This is a genomic window from Enterococcus sp., assembly GCF_032555305.1.
GTDB lineage: Bacteria > Bacillota > Bacilli > Lactobacillales > Enterococcaceae > Enterococcus_A.
On the sequence record NZ_JAWGOQ010000010.1, the window covers coordinates 98,200 to 121,463 of the forward strand.

General features: G+C 37.7%; 17 protein-coding genes. 13 read left to right on the forward strand and 4 right to left on the reverse strand.

What is annotated here, in order from left to right; all coding sequences use genetic code 11:
* Positions 1-52 precede the first annotated feature (52 nt).
* On the forward strand, positions 53-829 hold the full coding sequence (locus E6139_RS09440) for a DeoR/GlpR family DNA-binding transcription regulator (RefSeq protein ID WP_316402814.1): 777 nt from the start codon (positions 53-55) through the stop codon (positions 827-829).
* Between the two features lie 206 nt (positions 830-1,035).
* On the opposite strand, the gene E6139_RS09445 is transcribed toward E6139_RS09440, so the two are convergent.
* A complete protein-coding gene (locus tag E6139_RS09445) occupies positions 1,036-1,947 on the reverse strand; it encodes a UbiA family prenyltransferase (protein ID WP_316402815.1) in 912 nt (303 codons plus the stop codon).
* Between the two features lie 247 nt (positions 1,948-2,194).
* Between E6139_RS09445 and E6139_RS09450 the strand changes: the two genes are divergently transcribed.
* From E6139_RS09450 to E6139_RS09475, 6 genes are all read left to right on the forward strand, one after another.
* On the forward strand, positions 2,195-3,508 hold the full coding sequence (locus E6139_RS09450) for an NCS2 family permease (RefSeq protein WP_316402816.1): 1,314 nt from the start codon (positions 2,195-2,197) through the stop codon (positions 3,506-3,508).
* A gap of 445 nt (positions 3,509-3,953) precedes the next feature.
* Complete coding sequence (locus tag E6139_RS09455; protein WP_316402817.1) at positions 3,954-4,658, forward strand: helix-turn-helix domain-containing protein; 705 nt, start codon at positions 3,954-3,956, stop codon at positions 4,656-4,658.
* Positions 4,659-6,026: 1,368 nt separating this feature from the next.
* Positions 6,027-6,674 carry a hypothetical protein gene (locus E6139_RS09460; RefSeq protein ID WP_316402818.1) on the forward strand — a complete coding sequence of 216 codons (648 nt, stop codon included), beginning with the start codon at positions 6,027-6,029 and terminating at the stop codon, positions 6,672-6,674.
* A 68-nt stretch (positions 6,675-6,742) separates the two neighbouring features.
* Complete coding sequence (locus E6139_RS09465; RefSeq protein WP_316402819.1) at positions 6,743-7,441, forward strand: helix-turn-helix domain-containing protein; 699 nt, start codon at positions 6,743-6,745, stop codon at positions 7,439-7,441.
* Positions 7,442-7,694: 253 nt separating this feature from the next.
* Positions 7,695-9,206: a glutamate:gamma-aminobutyrate antiporter gene (gadC, locus tag E6139_RS09470; protein ID WP_316402820.1), complete on the forward strand. Its 1,512-nt coding sequence runs from the start codon at positions 7,695-7,697 to the stop codon at positions 9,204-9,206.
* A 32-nt stretch (positions 9,207-9,238) separates the two neighbouring features.
* Positions 9,239-10,639 (forward strand): glutamate decarboxylase, encoded by a 1,401-nt coding sequence (locus E6139_RS09475; RefSeq protein WP_316402821.1) that lies wholly within the window; start codon positions 9,239-9,241, stop codon positions 10,637-10,639.
* Between the two features lie 19 nt (positions 10,640-10,658).
* On the opposite strand, the gene E6139_RS09480 is transcribed toward E6139_RS09475, so the two are convergent.
* The gene (locus E6139_RS09480; RefSeq protein WP_316402822.1) at positions 10,659-12,122 is read right to left on the reverse strand and encodes a helix-turn-helix domain-containing protein; all 1,464 of its coding nucleotides are present in this window, start codon (positions 12,120-12,122) and stop codon (positions 10,659-10,661) included.
* Positions 12,123-12,767: 645 nt separating this feature from the next.
* Here E6139_RS09480 and pflB point away from each other — a divergent pair.
* The gene (gene pflB / locus E6139_RS09485; RefSeq protein WP_316402823.1) at positions 12,768-15,065 is read left to right on the forward strand and encodes a formate C-acetyltransferase; all 2,298 of its coding nucleotides are present in this window, start codon (positions 12,768-12,770) and stop codon (positions 15,063-15,065) included.
* Positions 15,066-15,267: 202 nt separating this feature from the next.
* Positions 15,268-16,656, forward strand: coding sequence for a L,D-transpeptidase (locus E6139_RS09490; protein WP_316402824.1), 1,389 nt, complete (start codon positions 15,268-15,270; stop codon positions 16,654-16,656).
* A 39-nt stretch (positions 16,657-16,695) separates the two neighbouring features.
* Here the strand turns inward: E6139_RS09490 and E6139_RS09495 are convergent, their stop codons facing one another.
* Positions 16,696-17,352 carry a Crp/Fnr family transcriptional regulator gene (locus E6139_RS09495; RefSeq protein WP_316402825.1) on the reverse strand — a complete coding sequence of 219 codons (657 nt, stop codon included), beginning with the start codon at positions 17,350-17,352 and terminating at the stop codon, positions 16,696-16,698.
* Between the two features lie 259 nt (positions 17,353-17,611).
* Here E6139_RS09495 and E6139_RS09500 point away from each other — a divergent pair, with 259 nt between their 5' ends.
* Entirely contained in the window at positions 17,612-17,896 is a 285-nt protein-coding gene (locus E6139_RS09500; protein WP_316402826.1) for a hypothetical protein, read from the forward strand.
* 15 nt (positions 17,897-17,911) lie between these two features.
* On the forward strand, positions 17,912-19,102 hold the full coding sequence (locus E6139_RS09505) for an MFS transporter (protein ID WP_316402827.1): 1,191 nt from the start codon (positions 17,912-17,914) through the stop codon (positions 19,100-19,102).
* Between the two features lie 61 nt (positions 19,103-19,163).
* Here E6139_RS09505 and E6139_RS09510 read toward each other — a convergent pair whose 3' ends face one another.
* Positions 19,164-19,982, reverse strand: coding sequence for a hypothetical protein (locus E6139_RS09510; protein ID WP_316402828.1), 819 nt, complete (start codon positions 19,980-19,982; stop codon positions 19,164-19,166).
* 294 nt (positions 19,983-20,276) lie between these two features.
* On the opposite strand from E6139_RS09510, the gene E6139_RS09515 reads away from it, so the two are divergent.
* Both E6139_RS09515 and E6139_RS09520 read left to right on the forward strand, forming a co-directional pair.
* Entirely contained in the window at positions 20,277-21,323 is a 1,047-nt protein-coding gene (locus tag E6139_RS09515) for an aspartate-semialdehyde dehydrogenase (protein ID WP_316402829.1), read from the forward strand.
* 192 nt (positions 21,324-21,515) lie between these two features.
* Positions 21,516-23,195 carry a ribonuclease J gene (locus tag E6139_RS09520; RefSeq protein ID WP_316402830.1) on the forward strand — a complete coding sequence of 560 codons (1,680 nt, stop codon included), beginning with the start codon at positions 21,516-21,518 and terminating at the stop codon, positions 23,193-23,195.
* Positions 23,196-23,264 lie beyond the last annotated feature (69 nt).

Here is a 23,264-nt window from a genome sequence, read left to right on the forward strand (position 1 = left end):
TACGTTTTCAGTTTCTTTTATAATGAAACAAAACACAAAAAGGTGATAAAAAATGGATGATCAATTGTATGCAGAAGAAAGAAAGCAATCAATCGTTAATATAGTCAATGAAAAAAATCGGATGCAAGTTGCCGAGTTAGCGGATCTGTTTAACGTGACCGGTTCTACGATTCGCAACGATTTGCGGGAGCTTGAGAATGAGGGCTTAGTGACGAGGACGCATGGCGGTGTGATCAAGCGGGACTTTCAGCGCAGTGTTGAGATTATTCCCAAAAGCCGCGAGTATACCAATGAGAAATACCGGATCGCGGAACGGGCAGTTCGCTTGATTGAAGAGAATGATATTTTGGCGATTGATACGGGAACTTCTTGCAGAGCTTTTGCCGAAAAATTGATCAATAGTCCATTAAAGCGTCTGACGATTTTGACCTATGATTTGGAGATTGCTTTATTGATCAGCGAAAAGACGAATTATCAAGTACAGGTCATTGGCGGAGCGATTCGTAATGGGTATCCCTATGTATCAGGAAGCTCTGTTGCACTAGGCTTAGCAGGTTTTTCAGTCGATAAGGTAATTTTTGGTACGACCTCCTTCGATAAGGATTACGGCTACTCTACACCAAATTACGAAACAGCAGAAATGAAGAAATGTTTGATGAATATCGGACGGATCAAAATCGTCTTATGCGAGTCCAGCAAAATTAATCAGCGCAGCTTCAAGCAATTTGCTAAGCCGGATGAATGTGATTATCTAATTACTGATTCTCAGATAACCAGCGAGCAGCAAATGGATATCAGCACACTAAATATTAATTTATTAATGGTATAAAATGAAGCCTGTGCAACTTTCTAAAGTAAAAGTCGCATAGGCTTTTTGCGAGTTTTGCTTTTCGCAGTTTGACGAGGAAGCGAGTTCTAGTCAAGTATTTTCTGCTAAAACAATAAACGGGTTCTTTAGAACAATCGTATGCGTACGAAAAAACCTCATTTTTCACTGTTTTGGAAAAGTGAGGCTTTTAATGTGAGTTCGCTATTCTATGCAAATAGCGAACCGATAAAATAAAGTACAGGATAGATCACCATAATCGCTGACATAGCTTTTAAGACGATCGGAAAAGTGGTCTTTTTGTCCTGTATTGCACGGTATTTTTTTAGGCTTTGCCAATTTTTCGGGAAAAGGAAAAGTAAAAATAGGACTGTCCATGGTGCCAAACCAGTGATAACTAAGACGAATAGCCAGATAAAGCTAAAAGCGTAAACAGCTAATAAAACCTTCACCGCAACCGGTTTGCCTAAATAATAAACCAGTGTTTTACGATGATTTTCAATGTCTTCTTCTAAATCGCAGGTATTGTTTGCCAGTAAATTATTAAACATCATCAATACCAGCGGCAAGCTGATCAGGAAAACTTTGCCAATCATCGGCAGAGTAATGACATGTGTTTGATAAACAGCTAAGTAATAGCTCACAACAGTAATAAAGAAACCGCTGGCAGTACCAGTTAATGCTTCAGCGATCGGCAGGCTATTCAATGGGCGACGACCGTATGAGTAGAACAGTCCGATGTAAAACCCGATCACACCTAAAACCCCAATCACCCAATTCGTCCGCCATACCAAAATTAATCCCAACAAGAAAGAAATGATCAAATTAAAGAGATAGAAATTCCGCACAAAACGCAGATCCAAATGATCGCGTCCGATAATATTGGTTTGCTGTTTGTAGTTTTCATCTGAGGCGTTGCGATAATCCATATAATGATTAAAGACATTGACGGTTATATGAAACATCACGATGATCAAAACAAATAGAAAAAATTCAGGACTTGGCAGACTATTTAGCTGGAATTTCGCGATTGCATAGCCTAATAAAATAATAAAAAGATTTAATGGAGCAGTATATATTTCTGATAGCTCCCAAAATTGTTTAAAAGTAAGGTGTCTCAAAGTAATTCTCCTTTGCAAGTATAATCCTTAATAAAATTAGCCAGTATCCTCGTATTTGTCCAATACTTTGTTTATAGGGAGGGAAAGGGTTTCAATCAGTCATGTATTTTAATCGGATAATGTTCGTGTTTTGATGCTGTTACATATAATTGTTTACATATTTTCTCCTTTATTATATGATTATCCTCGTTGTTTGGAAAAACAAGCTATTATTTTACGAACGTTTTTAGATTGTAGGGGGAGCATCATGAGAGGGAAAATAAATTCCTATTTTGAACTAGAAAAATTGAACACAACAGTTAAAAGAGAACTATTGGCGGGCTTTACCACCTTTATTTCGATGGCGTATATTTTGTTTGTTAACCCAAGTGTGTTGGGTGCGTCAGGAATGAACGAAGGGGCGGTCTTCACTGCAACCGCGTTAGCTAGCGCGTTGGGCTGTATCCTGATGGGGGTGTTGGCACGCTATCCGATCGCAACAGCTCCGGCTCTTGGGATCAATGCATTTTTCGCTTATTCTGTTTGTATCGGCATGGGAATTCGTTGGGAGACGGCTTTAGCAGGTGTATTTGTAGCGTCACTGATCTTTATCTTGATCACGATTTTCAAACTACGCGAGATGATCATCGATGCTATTCCAGCTGATTTGAAGTATGCGATCTCTGGCGGGATCGGCTTATTCATCGCCTTTTTAGGATTGAGTGAGGGTGGCATTATTGTTGCGAATAAGTCGACACTAGTCGGTCTAGGATCAATGGGTGTCGGGACAACGTGGTTAACTATTTTTGGCTTGATCATAACAGCGATCTTGACTGTTCGACGTGTACCTGGCGGAATATTTATTGGGATGGTCGCGACCACCCTGCTGGGATTGGTTACAGGTTTGATTCAAGCACCAACTCATATTGTTTCTGCTGCACCTAGTTTGAAGCCGACTTTCTTAGTTGCATTAAAGCACGTAAAGGATATCAACACTCTTCAGTTATGGGTCGTTGTATTAACGTTTTTATTAGTGACCTTCTTCGATACTGCTGGGACATTGGTTGGATTAGCCAATCAAGCGGGTTTCATGAAGGATAATAAAATGCCGCGGGTCGGAAAAGCGTTGGCATCAGATTCTACTGCAATGTTAGCTGGTTCGCTGTTAGGAACTTCTCCAGTAGGCGCGTACGTTGAGTCATCAGCGGGAATTGCAGTAGGTGGTCGTTCTGGCTTGACTGCGATTACGACAGGAATCTTCTTTATTTTTGGCTTATTTTTCTCACCATTATTGTCAGTCGTAACTTCACAAGTCACAGCACCAGCTTTGATCATCGTTGGCGTATTGATGGCTCAATCATTACGTCAAATCAAGTGGGATCAATTAGAAATCGCGATTCCGTCATTTTTAATCTTGATCGGGATGCCCTTGACCTATAGTATTTCTGATGGGATCGCCTTAGGGTTCATCTTCTATCCGATTACAATGATTGCTGCTAAACGCGGCAAAGAGGTCTCACCTATCATGTATGGATTATTCTTTGTATTCATCGGCTTCATGTGGATTTTGAACGCAAAATAAGGTTTTGAGTAAATGAACGGCTCATTTTCTATGACATATTGAAAATGAGCAGCATTTTTTTTACATTTTTTTAATAATTAAAAATTTTATTTTTGTACGTTTTTCTATGATGAAAGACTTAAATGATATTCGTTTTTCTCTTTTTAGTTTACTTAGAAGGAATAATTGATATCTAGCAAACGGCGAATGTGTTCTTTAGTTATAATACTCTTCATAAAAAGTGTCAACATATGTTTTTATTATTTACAAATTAAAAATTGACCTAAAATTAACGGTATAATATAATCGATCTATATAAATGTTTTTCTATTTTAAGACATTAAATGATATTTCGGGTTAATTTTCGAATTTTATTAATGTAGACTGTCTGTAGTCTTGTATAGACGTCGATAAATTAGAGAAAGAGTTTTAATGGGATTAAGCAATTTTGAAGGAGATGAACGGTATGCAATTATTACTTTTAACTAAAGTTCCATTGTACGAAGAAAGTTTTGAACGACAATTAAAGCAGCTAGGAAATGAGGTATACTGTTCCAGTAATATGATAACGACACTAAAAAGAAGTTCGCTTGATAAAACATTTCTTGCGCAATTTGAAGGGATCATTTTTAGTGAAACACTTTATGATGTAGAAGCCTATGAAGTAGTCAAGCATTTGCCTCAAGGAAATATTAAACTTTTCCGTCGTGCAACAGGAAGTAATGCAGAAGAAGCAGCGGCTTCTCCTTTTGATGCGTGGATTCCAATGAATGCAGATTTAGAACGCTTGCGAGAGATTTTATTGATTGCGGAGTTGTCAAGTTTGGCTACTAAAGACGCTGCTCATGTTCAACAAGTCACTGTCAAACAAAAATTATCTGAGTTAAATTTGAAATTGAAACAAAAAGAAATTGTTTATTATTTGATTCAAGCGGGCGATCGAACAGTACCGCGTGAAGAAATCAGTCGAGAAATTTGGGAGAAAGCACCGACTAAATCCGTTTTAGCAAGTCTTTCAAAGGTTGTTTCAAAAGTCAACGAAAAACTAGCGAATGAATTTGGTGATGAAGCGATTCAAACAGTTTGGGGACAGGGCTATCGTTTAAACAAAAAGTTTTTTGATTACTTAGAAAATGATCTTGCTGAAGAACATAAAGCGATGGTTCGATAATACTCTATCACTCGAACAAAATGTAAGAGGGAAACACTAGTTATAGGAGACAAATATGCTTCTTATAAAGGATCCCAATGTTGTTTTTCCGTCTGGCATTATTAAATAAGAATATAAGTGCTTCTCGTTTTGAGTATTTGAAACGAAAAGCGCTTTTTTGTTGTATACAGAACAGTAGTACAAAATAAATTGAATAGAAAGAAAACTTTATATTAATACATTGATAATAGTCGAATTACTATAAATAATTCACTCAGAATAATGGGAAATGACTATTTTGCTATTTACTTGTAACAGAAGGGGGAGGAGGAAATGACTGTTATAATAATTAAAGAATGATTCCTATTAAGGAATTAAGAAATGGTAACTTCAGAAAAATACGATGATTTAAGCCTTTTTTTTCGTACTACTATTGATTATTTATTTCTTATATTAGAATGGAATTCCTAGATTAGAATAAATATAAGTAATATTGAGAGCGCTTCAATTAAAAAAATAACGAATTGTAGAGAGAAAAATCAGAATGGTTGGTTGATAAATATTAGTGTGAAATGAATAAATATTTGTTTATGCGAAATTTTAAGCGCTGCAACAGTTATTATTTTCCTTAGATAAATATATTAAATATTAGTATATTAAATTTGCAGTTTAGGGACTTAAAATATCGTTTTTGGGTAGTCATAAATAAGAATGTAGTTTGGACATCAAGAGAATTAAACCTGTTATTACTTTTAGATAATTATTATCATGTAGCCATTTCTATTGGTTTTTCAGAAAATATGACGGTGTGTTTGAAACATTTGTATTAAATGTGTAAACGATTAAAAATTTCGATGAGCAAAAATGAATTTAAAAAAAAGGTTTCTCGAAAAGTTAATATACTGTTGATTTATTATAAAAAATATTTTATAATTTTTTAAAAATAGATGTATAATAAAACATAAAAATTATTTATTTAAAATAAAAATAATTTTTATTCTTTTTGGATTAGAGCGAGATTGAGAGTACTCAGCAGTTTATATAACTGATGTTCTTGTTGTTTGGTATTAATAGATTAATTGAATTTTCTCAAATGTCAGCCAATTCAAATTGATAACAATTAATTTGCCAATCGAAGTTCAGGAAAGATTATTGGGTATATCTATTTATTTTTATAAGTCATATCAGTTTTGGATTGAGGAGGTATCTTTAAAGGAAATAGCGCAAAAATCAATAGATAGTAAATAGAAGATAAGCTTCTGGAAAATTCGCTACAGGGTTATGGTTGCTCAGAAATGAAAGATCGTTTTTACATAATAAGTCAAAAATCATACATATGGAAGCAGATATCTTTTGATCTTAATCACAAAGAAGAGAGATGAGACCAGCATGGAAAATTTTGATGATTCCAATTTAAATGATAATTGCAGAGAACAGTTGTTGGAGAAAGTTGAAGTTTTGGAGGTTCAAAGTGAGGCACTTTTGAATCAAGTTGAGAAGTTGGAAGGTATTCGCGGGGCATTAGAAGAAAAAGTTTCAGCCTATAGCTTTCGCTTGAAGGAAGTAACAAAGAAATTAGAGGATATAGATGTATCTTCATCAAGAGACATCGTTGTTTACCATAACAAGGACAATCTGGAAAGGCGTCGCTTCATCCTTGGAAGCAGAGTAAATTACCAGCAGGAATGCAGCAATGATTCCGAAAAAGCTGCAGAAATCAATTACTTACAGGATAAGTATGAACGGCTTTTAGATCAATATATGCATGAGCGTGACAAAAATGAACAATTATTTAATTACCTATTTCAAAAAGAAGAGAACGTCGCCCTTGATTTGTTTGTAAAAGCAGACGCTGCAGACACTTTGTTAGATGCTACAACATTAAGTCGTAAGATTATTCAGCGGGCGGAGGATCAGGCAAAACATATTGGATCGAATCTGAAAGAACAGTTGAACAGGGTATTGAAACAGGAAAACGATTTGCCACAAGAACTTATTAACGATTTGAAATATGGCATTCGCTGTTTGGAGGAGTAAATGGAGATTCGATTTTGGAGTTAAAGGGTGTAAAAAGTGGACATGAGTAAAGACGGGAGTGAAGTAAGATGAAAAAAGTTATTATTTTAACTAGAAATATCATCATTGAACAAGAGTTTCAGAATGAATTGCAGCGATTAGATTATGAAGTGTTTGTCTTAAAAGAGTTTTTTGATGTTGATAAACCAAACTATTTTGAAGATATTTTATCCCTTTTTGATATTGTCATCTTTAGTGAAACATTGACGAATCAGGAGTTTAATGAAATTTTACCGATCGTTGTAGAGAAAGATTTACACTATTTGCGACGTACCGATGAACCAGTGCCAAATATTGATGAGAGTCATTGCTTGTCAATTGATTGCACATTGACTGAATTGAGAGAGTTCTTACTATTGAGTGATAAACGTGAAGGTCAGAAGGAATCGATCTCCAAAGGTTTAGTCAGACAATCGGAAATGAAAAAGCAAGATTTGGTTCTTTTTTACAGTTCGCTAAACAACATTGAGAAGAAGATTATCAGTGCTCTTGCTGAAGGCAGCGGAAAGATCATTTCAAGAGATGAGCTGTGTAATAAAGTTTGGAACAACGAAGTCAGCAAATCGCGTTTAGTTCAGATGTCGACGGCTGTCGGGAATATCCGAAAGAAAATTGCTCATGCTCATATTGATAACGTAAGAATTATTACTTATTGGGGAAATGGTTATCGCCTACATGATGTCCCTAATGGATTGATGAACGAGCACATTAAAGAATACAGTATGTAGCTATAGTGAATTAGTTCTAGCTTTCTCCTATATCAGGAGCGAGCTAGAACTTTTTTTGCGTTAAATTTTCTCTATTTTTTTAGATTACCGACAACGAAAAGAAAAAAATCGAGAAAAAAGAGTGTTGAATACTATTTATACTTCTCCTTGTAAGAAAAGAGGTGCTTGAAATGCTTTATCAGGATTATTCGATGTTTTTTCCCTGAAGCGTTTATTGATTAACTAATTAAGTAAAAGGGAAAGAAGCGTTTTTATGAATCAGAAAAAATTATCTTTATTTGGCTTTTTTGCTTTGACAGCTTCGATGGTATTAACGGTGTACGAATATCCAACCTTTGCGACATCGAAGCTCCATTTGGTTTTCTTTTTGCTGTTAGGGGGGGTTCTATGGTTCTTGCCGGTAGCCTTATGTGCGGCAGAAATGTCAACGGTAGAAGGCTGGCAAAACGGTGGAATTTTCAGTTGGGTGAGTCAAACCTTAGGTGAACGATTTGGTTTTGCTGCAATCTTTTTTCAGTGGTTCCAAATCACAGTTGGTTTTGTCACAATGATCTATTTCATTTTGGGAGCACTATCCTATGTGCTGAATTTTCACGCGTTAAACACAGATCCGCTATTAAAATTTATCGGCTTGCTGGTCATCTTCTGGGGACTGACCTTTTCTCAACTAGGCGGAACGCAACGCACGGCTAAAATTGCGAAAGCAGGGTTTGTGATTGGAATTTTAATTCCTTCTGTCATTTTATTCGGCTTAGCTGCGGCCTATTTCATCGGTGGAAACCCAATCGAGATTGCTATCAGCAAAAAAGCCTTTATTCCAGATTTTTCACAGTTATCAACATTGGTGGTTTTTGTTTCCTTCATTTTGGCTTATATGGGTGTTGAGGCATCTGCTTCCCATATCAATGAATTGGAAAATCCCAAGAAAAATTATCCGTTAGCAATGATTCTATTGGTCATTTTAGCGATTGGCTTAGATGCGATCGGTGGTTTTTCGGTTGCAGCGGTAATTCCCCAAAAAGATTTGTCATTAAGCGCTGGAGTGATTCAAACATTCCAATCATTGATTTTACATTTTAATAGTCATTTAGGTTGGCTAGTGAAGGTTATTGCGTTGATGATTGCTTTTGGTGTTATGGGAGAAGTTAGCTCTTGGGTAGTTGGCCCCTCTCGAGGAATGTTTGCTGCTGCCCAACGAGGATTATTGCCTAACTTTTTGCGTAAAACCAATGCGCATGGTGTACCAGTACCGTTGATTATGATTCAAGGGCTGATCGTAACAATTTGGGGTGCTGTATTAACCTTTGGCGGCGGCGGGAATAATTTATCCTTCTTGGTCGCAATTTCATTGACAGTGGTCATTTACTTAGTGGGTTATCTCTTGTTCTTTATTGGCTATTTTGTCTTAGTTTATAAAAAGAAGGACTTGAAGAGAACCTATAATGTTCCTGGAAAAACAATTGGAAAAACGATCATTGCCGGTGTCGGACTACTATTATCCGTATTTGCGTTGCTGATTTCTTTTGTTCCACCAGCATCAATCGCAAAAGCAGAGGATCGAACCTATCAAGTAATTCTATTGATAAGTTTTGTGATCACAGTGATCTTACCGTTTATTATTTATGAGTTACATGATAAGCACGGGCATAAAAAGATAGAAGAACCCGTTCATATGAAAGCAGGAGATATGAATGCGGCAGTCTATCCAGCAGCTCGTGGCGAACATCAAATTATTCAAAAAGAAGAACACACGTTGAAACATTAGATAAATAAATGCAATTTTAGGAGGATTTACACATGTTATATGGAAAAGAAAATCGCGATGAAGCAGAATATTTAGAACCTATTTTTGGATCAGCAAGTGAACAAGTTGATCTACCAAAATACAAATTGAATCAGGAATCAATTGAACCGCGAGTAGCCTATCAGTTAGTACAAGATGAAATGTTAGATGAAGGAAATGCTCGTTTGAACTTAGCAACCTTCTGTCAAACCTATATGGAGCCAGAAGCAGTGAAGTTAATGAGTCAGACACTAGAGAAAAATGCCATTGATAAATCAGAATATCCTCGCACAACCGAAATCGAAAACCGCTGTGTGAATATGATTGCCGATCTTTGGAATGCCAGTGAGCACGAAACATTTATGGGGACTTCTACAATTGGTTCGTCAGAAGCCTGTATGTTGGGAGGTATGGCAATGAAGTTTGCTTGGCGCAAACGAGCTGAAAAATTAGGATTGGATCTCAATGCCAAAAAACCAAATTTAGTCATTTCATCTGGCTACCAAGTTTGCTGGGAAAAATTCTGTGTGTATTGGGATATCGAAATGCGTGAAGTGCCATTGGATCAAGAACACATGTCGATCAATTTAGATAAAGTAATGGATTATGTTGATGAGTATACGATTGGAATTGTCGGTATTATGGGTATTACGTATACAGGTCGCTATGATGATATTAAAGGACTAAATGATTTGGTCGAAGAATACAATAATCAAACAGACTACAAGGTCTATATACACGTAGATGCTGCCTCTGGTGGATTCTACGCACCGTTCACTGAGCCTGATCTAGTGTGGGATTTCCGCTTGAAAAATGTTATCTCAATCAATTCATCGGGCCATAAATATGGATTGGTTTACCCTGGTGTTGGCTGGGTTTTATGGCGTGATCAACAATATTTGCCAAAAGAATTGATCTTTAAAGTCAGCTATCTAGGTGGTGAACTGCCAACAATGGCAATCAATTTTTCTCATAGTGCAGCACAATTGATTGGTCAATATTATAATTTTGTTCGTTATGGCTTTGATGGCTATAAGGCGATTCATGAACGTACCCACAAGGTCGCATTATATCTTGCTAAAGCAATTGAAGAAACTGGCTTGTTCGAAATTGTCAATGATGGCTCTCAATTACCAATTGTTTGCTATAAACTAAAAGAAGATGCTACGCGTGAATGGACTTTGTATGATTTGGCGGACCGTCTGTTGATGAAAGGATGGCAGGTACCGGCTTATCCGCTTCCTAAAAACTTAGATCAAGAAATCATTCAACGTTTGGTTATAAGAGCTGATTTTGGAATGAACATGGCCTGCGATTATGTTCAAGATATGCAAGAAGCAATCGAAGCTTTGAACAAAGCGCATGTAGTTTACCATAAAAAAGAAGAAATTAAGACCTACGGGTTCACACATTAAGAAGATGCCTGAAAGGGAATTATCCTTTCAGGCTTTTTTCGACTGAACGAGCGGTTTGATTGATTTTGAAGCAGGTCTCAGTGGTTGATTTGAGTGAAATGGGGAAAATCAATGTATTTTCGCTACCTAAATCTGCCTGATACAGAGCAGTATCGCAAACGATGATTCGTCTTGAGCAAAAGAAGGCATCGTCAACTACTTCATCCAACGAGTTATAAATCATGCTGCTAATAATAAAGCGATCATCAAGCAGCGTTTCAAGTTGTTGCCGATAATATAAAAAATTAAAGTCAGAAGGAGCCACAATATACAATTCGATTTTTTCATCAAAAGTATTTCTTCGCAGCAGGTCAAGCGTCAAAGTCATTTTGCGAATCAGGTTTTCATTCCAATGGATGTTTGTTTGATTAAGAGTAGACCACTGTTCTAAGATTTTCTGAATCTCTTGATACATTGTCCTTTGCTCTTTATCCACTAGATAAATCAAATCAGGTTGAAAAAGCTGCATATCTGCCCAAGTAGAGCGGATAAAAGGCAGGAATGCTTTTTTTAGCAGAAGTTCATTTTCAAATGGGATATTTAAAGAAGAACGTATTTCCTGCAGCAGATCCTCAATCTCGGGATAGCGTTTAATATGATTTTGATAGACAACCGCAAAATCCTTTTGAAGTAATTCCAAATTATTGCAGAGATAGTTCCTGGCATTAAAAAGGGAATAAATAAAAAATAATTCCTCTTCATTTACGCAAATAGTGGAGTCCAAAGTGTTCACCCCTTCACGTAACAATTTAAATAAGGGCGTTTCCTGAGCACAGCTTTTTTCCTTAGTAGTAAAAGTAATCGCAGCTTTCCTTGCGCGCTGACAGCTTAATTGGATTCCCAAAATAATGATTTCTCGCTCGCTTGTGGGATAGTCTCGTGCGAAAAAGTGTGCTTCGACGTAATTAATCAATTCCTCTGCAGATGAAGCAATCATTTTATTATAGGGAATAGCGGAGCGCTCGCCAGTATATTTAGCAATCGCTAATAATAAGTACCGAAGATCCTTCTCAGGAATTTTGATCTGATGCTCTGAATGCAAATACCCCAATTCCTCCGCAAAAGAAAAAATACTCGCTCGAATTTGATAGATTTTACTTGTAGAAAGAAATTCTTTCTCAGCGATCTCCGACCAGCGGGTATTCCCGATTAAATAATCGTTCAGTACACGTAAAAAATCAGATCGTCGATAAAGTCGTTGAGTTAGTTCTAGCAGAGAGTAGGCGGGATCAAAAAACAATTTGCAGCTATTCCTTGTTCGCTCAAAAGAAAGAATTTCTTGCTCAAAAGATTCTTTCAAAACATCAAGGTCATTATCAATCGTAATTGTACAGACGTTTAAGCGTTCCGCCATTACCTGCAAAGAGACTTCCTTCTTTTGATACAACTGTTGGCAAAGATAGACTTGGCGAAAAATATTTTTTTCAATATACCTTTCTAACATAAAATACCTCCCTAGCAATTACACTCACGTTAGCTATTCTATACCAATTTAACTAAATTGAATATTTTCAGTTGGAACAATTCGTCATTTTTTTAGACAAAGAAATAAAATAATTAAGATTAACAGGAAAAGATTATCCTGCTGTCGAGTTTAAAATAAATTTAATTACTTTAAAAAAAGAATATTCCAGCTGGCAGATCACATAAACTTGCGATAAATATCACTGTTTGCTGGATGTGTGTTTTATTTGATAACAGCGAGCGCGGTTTTTCGTCAAATTAAAATAAATTGCCAGAATAATGAGATAAAAAATTTTTTTGACAAAATTTTTTTCTATTATGAGAGTTTGAAGGGAGAAATATTTCACAATCTATGCTGTATCAGTCTACTGTTTTTCATTTTTTGTAACCTGCAAGAAATGTATTTCATTGAGCAAACTGTACTCTCAAATAGAAACTGTCATTATCAATTACATTTTCTGTTATAGTGAAAACTATAACAGTATCTGACCAAACATTAAATTATTATCATTATTTTAAAAGCTTTTGCGATGATGTGAAGTCAAAAAAGCCCTTTCTTAAAACAGATTCCTTTGTTATAATCATTTTAAATTAATTTGAAACTATTTAACAAGGGAGTGCAATTATGGAAACTACAACAATCAAAAAAACTGTAGAACAAACAAAAAATCCTTGGGAAGGTTTTAACGAAGGACGCTGGCAACATGAGGTTAACACGTTAGACTTTATCAAACGTAATTATACAGAATACAAAGGAGACGACAGCTTCTTAGAAGGGGCTGCACCAAGTACGGATAAGCTTTGGGATAAGTTGCAAGAACTTTTTGAAGTGCAGCACAAACAAAATGGCGTCTATGACATGGATACTGATATTCCTGCGACAATCACTTCTCATGCGCCAGGCTACTTGATTCAAGAAGAAGAAAAAATCGTTGGTTTACAAACAGATGTACCTTTAAAGCAAGCATTCATGCCTTTTGGCGGAATCAATATGGCCAACAAAGCACTGGAATCAAATGGCTACGAAACAGATGATGATATGTCATTTATCTTTAACAAATGGCGTAAGACGCATAACCAAGGTGTTTTTGACGCTTATACAGATGAAATGCGTTTAGCACGTAAAAATAAAATCATTACAGGACTACCTGATGCTTATGGACGTGGCCGTATTATTGGCGACTATCGTCGTGTAGCGTTATATGGAATTGATTTCTTAATGAAGGAAAAGAAAAAAGATTGGAAAAACGTCGGCAGTAAAGTAATGACCAATGACGTGATCCAACTGCGTGAAGAAGTTTCTGAGCAATTCCGCGCGTTAGCTGATATGAAAGAAATGGCAGCAAGCTATGGCTATGATATTTCAAAACCTGCCAGCAACGCACAAGAAGCGATCCAATGGTTATACTTTGGCTACCTTGCAGCGATCAAATCACAAAATGGTGCAGCAATGTCAATCGGACGTATTTCTGCGTTCCTAGATATTTATATCCAACGTGATTTGGATCGTGGATTGATCACTGAATTTGAAGCACAAGAAATGATCGATCACTTGATCATGAAATTACGTATGGTGAAATTCGCTCGTACACCAGAATACAACCAATTGTTCTCTGGTTACCCAATCTGGGCAACACTATCATTGGCAGGAATGAATATGGATGGCTCTTCATTAGTTACGAAGAATGATTTCCGTATCCTGCACACACTGACGAACATGGGTCCTTCACCAGAACCGAACTTAACTGTTTTATATTCATCTCATTTACCAGAAGGCTTCCGTACCTATGCAGCGAAAGTTGCAAAACAAAGCTCTTCAATCCAGTTAGAAAATGATGATTTATTACGTCAATACTGGGGATCAGACGATGCAGCGATCGCTTGCTGTGTATCTGCGACAGTTATCGGTAAAGATATGCAATTCTTTGGCGCTCGTGCCAACTTGGCCAAAGCTGTTCTTTATGCGATCAACGGTGGTGTGGATGAAATGACGAAGATGCAAGTTGCTCCACGCTTCCGCCCACTTGAAGGCGACAGCATTGATTTTGATCAATTTATGGATAGCTACAAAGATGTTTTAGACTGGTTAGCTGAGTTATATGTAAACACATTAAATGTGATTCATTACATGCATGATAAATATGCGTATGAAGCACCGCAATTAGCGTTGATGGATACTGATTTAAAACGTACATTTGCAACAGGAATTGCTGGTATCTCTCACGCAGCCGATTCATTGATGGCGATCAAACACGGAAATGTGAAAGTTATTCGTGATGAAGATGGTTTGGCGATCGACTATATTCCGCAAAATGAATTCCCAACTTACGGAAATGATAATGACGAAGCGGATGAAATGGCGAACTGGATTCTTGAGTACTTCATGACGCAAATCAAACGTCAACACACTTACCGTGATTCAACACCAACATTATCATTGTTGACAATCACTTCGAATGTTGTTTATGGTAAGAACACTGGGAATACACCAGATGGACGTCGTGCAGGTAAGCCGTTGGCTCCAGGGGCGAATCCAAGTTATCAAGATGGTAAATTCTTAGGTGAGAAAAATGGACTGTTAGCTTCATTGAACTCAACAGCGAAATTGAACTACTCATGTGCGCAAGATGGTATCTCTGATACGCAAACCATTAATCCAGGCGCATTAGGACGTACTGATGATGAAGCGATGCAAGTTGATAACTTGCGCCAAGTATTAGACGGCTACTTTGATAAAGGTGGTTACCACTTGAACGTCAATGTCTTTGGCCGTGAATTGTTAGAAGAGATGGATAAAGATATCGACAATCCGAAATATGCGAACTTTACAATTCGTGTATCTGGCTACGCAGTGAAATTCCGTGACTTAACACCTGAGCAACGTCGTGATGTTATTTCACGTACTGACCATACAAAAATGTAAAAATGATAATAATTTTAGCTTAATTGATTTTTTAAAAGATCTTGAAACTCAAAAATGAGTCTCAAGATCTTTTTTGTACCAAAAATGTTAAAAAATATTAATAATTATAATTTTAGCGTAAAAATATGTGCATTTGCTTTATAATATTGATAATTATTGGGCAAGTGGGTGATGGAGGTTGAAGGAGTCCGAAAATCAATGGGTGTTGAGGATTGTAGGTATCGTTGCGGGGGCAATGGTCTTTTTTATGCTGATTTACTTTTATTTCGGTTCACATTTTTATTTCGGTTCAACAGTGGCCAATGTCGAAGTTGGCGGCTTATCCGCTGCCGCAGCAGAAAAAAAAATTCGTGAGGAAACTAAACAAGTCGAGATCCAACTAAAAGGAGAAAATCAAACAGTCAAACTGCAGGTTGATTCGCCCTATGACGTTCAAGAAGAGTATTTGAAAGAAAATATCCGTTATGGAGAGTTTAGTCTCCCTTTGAAAAAGGGAGCAAAAGAGAAAGTAGCTGAAGCGGTTAATCGGGCGTCTTTTCTCGGGGGGAAAGAGGCTAAGGATGCTAAAATAATCTATGCAAATAATGAATTCAAGATCGAACCGGAAAAAAGCGGGACAGTGGTTGATTCAGCGCGTGTTCTCAAAGAGCTCTGCAAAGACTTTGAAGACGGAACGCTGCAAACGGAATATAACTTAGCTGATTATTATCGAGAGCCGGAGATTACGACGAAAGATTTATCGCAACAAAAGATCTCACAAAACTTAGAAGAGGTCAGAAAACGCGAAATCAAACTGAAATTGAATAAAAAATCGATTCCCCTGACCGAAGAAATGCTGGCTGCATCTGTGGACGATCAAGGAAATTTTGTTCAGGAACAGATTACGGAGTGGGTAACAGATTTAGAACGAGAATATTCGACAATCTACAAACCGGTTGATTTCACGAATGTACATGGACAACGCTTACGATATAAAAATGTTGGGAATTACGGCTGGTTTATTGATATTAAAGCTTCCGCAAAAAAAATCACAGAAAAACTAAAGGAACCGGATACCAAAACGATCCAGCTAGTTCTGAAGGGCGACACAAAAAGACAGCCGCTTCACGTTACAAAAAACTACATAGAAGTCGATTTGGACAACCAGAAAATGTATTGCTTTGACAGCAAGGGCAAGCTGGTTGTTGAGACCGATGTGATTACTGGTCGTTATAACAAGGGAACGGCAACTGTTCCTGGGTTTCATACGATTATGGATAAACGACGCAATGTTGATTTGAGCGGTGTTTTAACCAATGGAGATGGCACCTACAATGTGCCGGTCGATTATTGGCTGCCGTTGTTAAGTTATGGTCAGACGATCACTGAGATCGGTCTCCATGATACTGATCATAAGCTGCAGTACTTCGGACAACCAGGAGCCTTTCAAACAGACCTAGGGAGTTATGGTTGTGTGAATACACCAAAAGTCGAGGTAGCGAAAATCTACGACTACAGCTATATTGGAATGCCGGTTTTCATTTATGGACATGTCTATGACGATGCACCGGGAGAATGGGATAAACCCGTGGAATATGGAACAGAAATCTAAAACAACCAGTCAGTTTTTTTCCTGACTGGCTGTTTGTATTTAAAAGATGATATTGTCTTTGATCAGTTCGATATTTTTGATTAATATTTTATGGTCATGCATTTGAATTGCACCGCAGCTTTTCAGGTTGTGCATGATACGGCTGACACTGCTGGCAGCATTGATCCCGCAGAAATGGGCGATTTCTTCGTTGGTTACGACAAAATCGATCAACACCCCCTCTTGAAATTCTACACCAAATTTGTCATAAAGATCATAAATTTGCGTACAAACAGCTCCGAATTTACCGTTCATCAGCATTTGCTGGGTCCTTTTCATGGATTTCATCAGCCGCTCGCGGTAATAGTTTTTGACATAGATCTGCAGGTCGAAGTTCTGATTGATATCCTTCCAAAATTCCACCCGATCAATTTGATAGAGTTCGGCTCTTTCTGATTCCACACGAATATTAAATGGGGCATCGATAAATTGAGAATATTCATCCTTTAACAATGACACGACTTCAAGATCATTGATGTATTCTAAATTGAATTCACGACCATCTCGCGAGATGACGCTGGTCTTGATGACGCCGTTTTTCAAAATGTAGACATGATGATCTTGGATCCCTTCGTAGAGTAAATATTTCTTGTACTCTTTTGTTACGATAGGGAATTTTTTTTGTTTTAAATAGTCTGTTAAGGCTGTATTATCCAATTTTACTTTGTTCCTTCCGTGATTTGCTGAAATTTTCATTGCTATTTTATCACAAGTCAGTGCTGAGTTTGATCAAAAGTATGTATAAAAAAGCTACTAACAAATGTTAATGTCTTTTTTTGCTAAAGAATTTCAAAGCCATTTCTCATTATGAAATCGGCTTTTTTCCTTTTTGCATATCCGTATAATCGGTCAAGTAAGTCAAACAAACCAAATGCTCTAGTGAGTAGAAATTTGGAAATAAGAGGAGTGGTTATTCATGAAAAAATGGACATGCGCAATAATCGAACGATTGGAATCAGCCTACAAGGTACGGTTTGAAAAGGAGGCAGTATTAGTTTTTCTAAATGATGCCTATCAAAATGCTTTGATGTTGAGAAGAGATTATACGCAGGATGACGAAACACTAGAGGGATTCTTGGCGGAGTTTGACCACACGCGGGATTTATTTATTAGTCAAGCGGTGGATCGCTACCCATCTAATTACAATAAGGTCGCGGAAAAGATTTCTGATTTAAAGAAATTAAATGAGAGTATCGCATAATAATGAGAGTGGGTAATGAAAATTAAGGAAGAAGAAAAGCTATTCAATAAAGGTTTTGTCACAATAACAATCATCAATTTTATCGTCTTTTTAGTTTACTATTGTTTTGTTGTAATCACAGCGAAATATGCAACACAAAGTTTAGGTGCATCAACTGCACAAGCAGGATTTGCTGTTGGGATATATATTATCGGCACATTGCTTGCCCGTCTATACATTGGAAAGAAATTGGAATTATTTGGCCGCCGGGCAGTTTTACGTTATGGGGCGCTATTTTATTTGATCACAACGGCCGCATACTTGATCAGCAGCAATGTTCTTATTTTAGATGGGGTCCGTTTCTTGAATGGATTTGGCTACGGGGCGGTCTCTACAGCCGCAAACGCTATCGTCACAGCCTATATTCCTGAAGCAAAATACGGTGAAGGAATCAATTATTACGGGTTAAGTACCAGTTTGGCTGCGGCGATCGGTCCTTTTATCGGTCTCCTGTTATTACCTTTGGTAGGATTTAAAGCAATTATAATTCTAGCAGTTGTACTGGCTTTCATTACAATGCTCGCTTGCTTCAAATTCAAAGTTAATAATATCGTCTTAACAGAAGAGCATCGCGCAAGAATCAATACCTTTAGTTTGGAAAGCTTTATTGAATTCAAAGTTTTATTTATTGCTGGGATTGCCTTTTTGATCGGAATCGCCTATTCGAGTGTTTTAGGTTTCTTATCTATTTATGCCGATCAATTGCACCTTGTGACAGCAGGAGCCTTCTTCTTTGTGGTTTATGCGTTGGTCGTTACAGTAACGAGACCAATGTCTGGGAAAATTTTTGATAAACACGGTGAAAACGCCGTAATGTATCCAAGCTTTATTTGTTTGACAATTGGCTTGATTCTATTAGCGTTTACTGGCAATGCCGCTTTGTTGTTGATTGCGGGTGCTTTTGTCGGCTTGGGTTATGGGACCTTTATGGCGAATGGTCAGGCGGTCACATTGAAATTAGTTGAAAAAAATCGCATTGGCGTTGCTTTATCAACATACTTCATTGGACTAGATTTAGGATTAGGTGTCGGTCCTTACTTATTGGGAGCAATCAAGGGACTTTTAGGTTCGTATCAGCATATCTATATTTTCTGTGCAGTGATCCCTATCATCGTAGCCATTCTCTATATGATATTTTATCGTCCAAAAAAATCTGCGAATAGTTAATTTAATGGAGCTAAAAAAAGGTGTACCAAGTTTGCTTGGCACACCCTTTTTAGTTTTGTGGTTAAACGCGATTCAGTTTTTCATGGATCATTTCTGTTAAATCAAAATTCTCATTTATTTTGGCATAATAATCGGCTTGCTTTAACAGCTCGATTTGCTCACTGAGATTCTCTTGAATAAGGGCTTTTTCAAAAAAAAGTTCTTCCAAGCCAGTAGTTACGTTAACTTCTAATAGTGTTTGGATACCTTCGTCGCAGAGCGCATCCGCTTTTTTCTGATTTCCACGATCAGCGTAGAAACACGCCGCTTGATAATAAGATGGACCTAGCTGTAGTTGAGTATTCATTTTATCCTCCAATTGTTTCGCGCGTTCAAAAAAAATGTTTGCGCGTTTTTTTTCTTCATTTGCTTGATAACAGGTGGCTAATCCTTTGAGAACTAGCAATTCGTACCGTTTCTCATCATGTAAAAATGTATAGGCACGTTGAAAATAATATACGGCTTTTTGTGTATCATGATTTCCAAATAAATTTGCATAGGCGCGAAAATACATCAGGTGTCCGACGATTCGTGCGTTTTGATAAGTAATTTTCTTTCCATAAGTGTCCAATAAAAATAAAACACTAGAGAATTCTTGACGCAGATGCAAGCAGCGAACGATGTTCAGTAAGGTGACTTCCGCTAAAAGAATGGTGTCTGAAAAAACTTGATGATATGGAATCTCCAACTTCATGCAAAGGTCTAAAATGACTTCCAAAATGCCTTGGTTTTCCAATTCAATCAATTCTAAGTCAGCCGGTGAGCAAGTCGTACTCAAGGCTTCACGTGATAAACCTGCCTTCTCGCGTGTTTGCTTGATAATATGCCCGTTTACTTCCATGATTGACCCCCTACAATAACGCTTCCATATTAATTCTAAATCCTTTATTAGAAAACTGCAATAAAAATATTCAAAAATCTTTGTTTTTTTAAATTATTTTACCACCTTTTGATGAAAAGTTTATTTTATCTTTGTTATATCAGTTATTTAGGCGTAAGTATTCACTGATAATTAATTTGAACCTTTGAAGCTGTTTTCTTTACTTATAAAGTAGCGGGACACTAAAAGATTGCTTGCGTTTCAGAACAAATATGATAAACTGTTAAAATACTATGAAACGAAAGAGTGATTACGATGAGAAAAATGAATGTTGCGATTGTCGGCGCTACTGGCGCAGTAGGAACACAAATGACCAAACTATTAGAAAATAGTTCTTTGCCGATCGGCACTGTAAAGTTTTTGGCTTCAAAGCGTTCAGCTGGTAAGCAGCTTTCATTTAAAGGTGAGACCCAAACGATCGAAGAATTAGTACCAGATTCATTCGAGGGGATCGATCTTGCTTTATTCTCGGCTGGGGGAGGAATCTCAGCTAAGTTTGCACCGGAAGCGGTCAAACGAGGTGCAGTCGTGGTAGATAATACCAGCCATTTCCGAATGGACCCAGAAGTTCCATTAGTCGTTCCTGAGGTAAATCCTGAAGCATTGCGTGATCATAAAGGGATTATTGCCAATCCGAATTGTTCAACGATCCAAATGATGGTGGCATTAGAACCGATTCGCCAGGCATTTGGTTTGAAGCGCGTACTGGTCTCAACCTATCAAGCGGTATCTGGTGCTGGAAATCAAGCGATGGAAGAATTGAAGCAGCAAACACGGGACTATTTAGCTGAGAAGCCCGTCGCTGAATGGAAAGCAGAAATTTTGCCTTGCGGTGGAGACAAAAAACATTATCCGTTGGCATTCAATGCCTTACCGCAAATCGATGTATTCACAGATGCTGGATATACGAATGAAGAATGGAAAATGATCAACGAAACGAAGAAAATCATGGAAGATGAGACGATCAAAGTCTCAGCTACTTGTGTGCGTATCCCAGTCATGAGCGGGCACTCTGAGTCGGTCTATATTGAAACAGAAAAAACAGCGACAGTGGCGGAGATCCAAGAAGTGATCGCTAAAGCACCGGGCGCAGTATTAGAAGATGATCCAAGCCAACAGATTTACCCACAAGCCTTAAATAGTGTTGGCAAAAACGAAACCTTTGTGGGACGTATCCGTAAAGATCCGGATGAAGAAAAGGGTGTTCATCTTTGGGTTGTGTCGGACAACTTGTTAAAGGGTGCAGCGTGGAACTCACTGCAAATTGCTGAAACAATGTATGAGATGGGATTACTGAAATAAATGAAAACAAGCGTGAGGAGACTCGCGCTTTTTCTTTGCACTTTTTTAAGAGTGATTTTGATTCAATGGTTTTTCAGAAAAAATCATGTATAATAGCTAATGAGTATAGGCACAGACCGTACTGATTACGGGGTCTGAGTAAGCTGAAACAATAGATAAATCTATTATAAAAAATTTGGAGAGGTGGATTTTTTGAGTACAGTCAAAATAATTCCCTTCAGCGGAGTACGTGAAAATGGTAAAAACATGTACGCGGTTGAAGTGGATAACGATATTTTTGTCCTGGATTGTGGACTGAAATATCCAGAGAATGAATTGTTGGGGATTGATGTTGTGATTCCTGACTTTACCTATTTAATTGAAAATGCGGATCGTGTGGCAGGTGTTTTCTTGACGCATGGACATGCAGACGCGATCGGAGCATTGCCCTATTTGGTTTCAGAGGTGGCAGTACCAGTCTTTGGTACCGAATTGACCGTTGAGTTGGCAAAATTGAATGTCAATCAAAATGATGAAAGCAAAGGCTTTAAGGATTTTCACGTAATTGATGAGCACACAGAGATCGATTTCGGTACTGCTGTCATCAGCTTTTTCCGGACGACTCATACAATACCGGATTCTGTGGGAATCAGTTTGAAAACGTCTGAAGGTAGTATTGTTTACACAGGAGATTTCAAATTTGATCCGACATCGATTCCGATGTATGCGACTGATTACCGTCGTTTAGCTGAGATTGGCTCGGAAGGGGTCTTAGCATTATTGAGTTCTTCATCTAATGCAGAAAATCCGATTCAAGTTGCCTCCGAACGGGAAATCGCCAGCGAAGTCTATGACACCATTAATGAGTGGAACGGACGAATCATTGTAGCATGTGTAGCCAGCAACCTACAAAGGGTTCAACAAATTTTGAACGCCGCGGAAAAAGCTGGGCGCAAAGTAGTATTAACCGGTCAAGATTTGGATCGCATCATCAAAACTGCGATGCGTTTGAATAAGCTGGAGGTTCCAGAGGATATTTTAGTTACGATCAAAGAAATGAAGAAATATCAGCCAGAAGAGCTGATCGTTTTAGAGACCGGTCGGATGGGTGAACCAATTAAGTCATTACAAAAAATGGCGAATCGTTCACATCGCAATCTGAAAATCGAAGACGGTGACCTAGTTTATATCACTACGACACCTACGATTGCGATGGAAACAACAGTTGCGAAAACAGAAGATATGATTTATCGTGCTGGAGGGATCGTGAAGAGTATTTCTGAGAACCTGCGGGTTTCTGGACATGCCAATCCGCGCGACCTACAAATGATGATGAATTTTATGTCACCAAAATACTTTATTCCGGTCCAAGGCGAATATCGCCAACTTGCGGCTCATGCAAGTTTAGCTAATGAATTAGGTATTCCGTTCAAGGATATCTTTATCACAGGTCGCGGAGACGTGCTGGAATATAAGAATAAACATATGAGCGCAGCTGGCAGTGTACCAGCGGACAATATCATGATCGACGGTATTGGTGTCGGTGATATCGGTAATATCGTTTTGCGTGATCGCAAAGTTTTATCAGATGACGGGATTTTTGTTGTTGTGGTAACGATTGATCGCAAACAGAAAAAAATTGTCTCTGCACCACAGATTACTTCGCGCGGGTTTGTGTATATCAAAGCGAGTCGTGATTTGATCAAGGAGAGTGCAGATACCACCAGCGAAATCGTTGAAAAGCATTTGCATTCTGATGATTTTGAATGGAGCAAATTGAAGCAAGATATTCGCGACCAATTAAGTCGTTACTTGTTTGAACAAACCAAACGCCGTCCAGTGATCTTACCGGTTATCATGGAAGCCAATCAACGTCGCGGACGTCGCAAATAGTTGAAGCTGTAAATTCTCTAGTCATTTTTTGATTGGAGAATTTTTTTAATACTTACCACTCTATTTTTT

Coding starts and splice junctions, on each gene's coding strand:
- E6139_RS09510 (WP_316402828.1), bottom strand. CDS start 19,982: ATGGAAGTAAACGGGCATATTATCAAGCAAACACGCGAGAAGGCAGGT.
- gadC (WP_316402820.1), top strand. CDS start 7,695: ATGAATCAGAAAAAATTATCTTTATTTGGCTTTTTTGCTTTGACAGCT.
- E6139_RS09450 (WP_316402816.1), top strand. CDS start 2,195: ATGAGAGGGAAAATAAATTCCTATTTTGAACTAGAAAAATTGAACACA.
- E6139_RS09455 (WP_316402817.1), top strand. CDS start 3,954: ATGCAATTATTACTTTTAACTAAAGTTCCATTGTACGAAGAAAGTTTT.
- E6139_RS09505 (WP_316402827.1), top strand. CDS start 17,912: ATGAAAATTAAGGAAGAAGAAAAGCTATTCAATAAAGGTTTTGTCACA.
- pflB (WP_316402823.1), top strand. CDS start 12,768: ATGGAAACTACAACAATCAAAAAAACTGTAGAACAAACAAAAAATCCT.
- E6139_RS09515 (WP_316402829.1), top strand. CDS start 20,277: ATGAGAAAAATGAATGTTGCGATTGTCGGCGCTACTGGCGCAGTAGGA.
- E6139_RS09480 (WP_316402822.1), bottom strand. CDS start 12,122: ATGTTAGAAAGGTATATTGAAAAAAATATTTTTCGCCAAGTCTATCTT.
- E6139_RS09465 (WP_316402819.1), top strand. CDS start 6,743: ATGAAAAAAGTTATTATTTTAACTAGAAATATCATCATTGAACAAGAG.
- E6139_RS09440 (WP_316402814.1), top strand. CDS start 53: ATGGATGATCAATTGTATGCAGAAGAAAGAAAGCAATCAATCGTTAAT.
- E6139_RS09500 (WP_316402826.1), top strand. CDS start 17,612: ATGAAAAAATGGACATGCGCAATAATCGAACGATTGGAATCAGCCTAC.
- E6139_RS09460 (WP_316402818.1), top strand. CDS start 6,027: ATGGAAAATTTTGATGATTCCAATTTAAATGATAATTGCAGAGAACAG.
- E6139_RS09475 (WP_316402821.1), top strand. CDS start 9,239: ATGTTATATGGAAAAGAAAATCGCGATGAAGCAGAATATTTAGAACCT.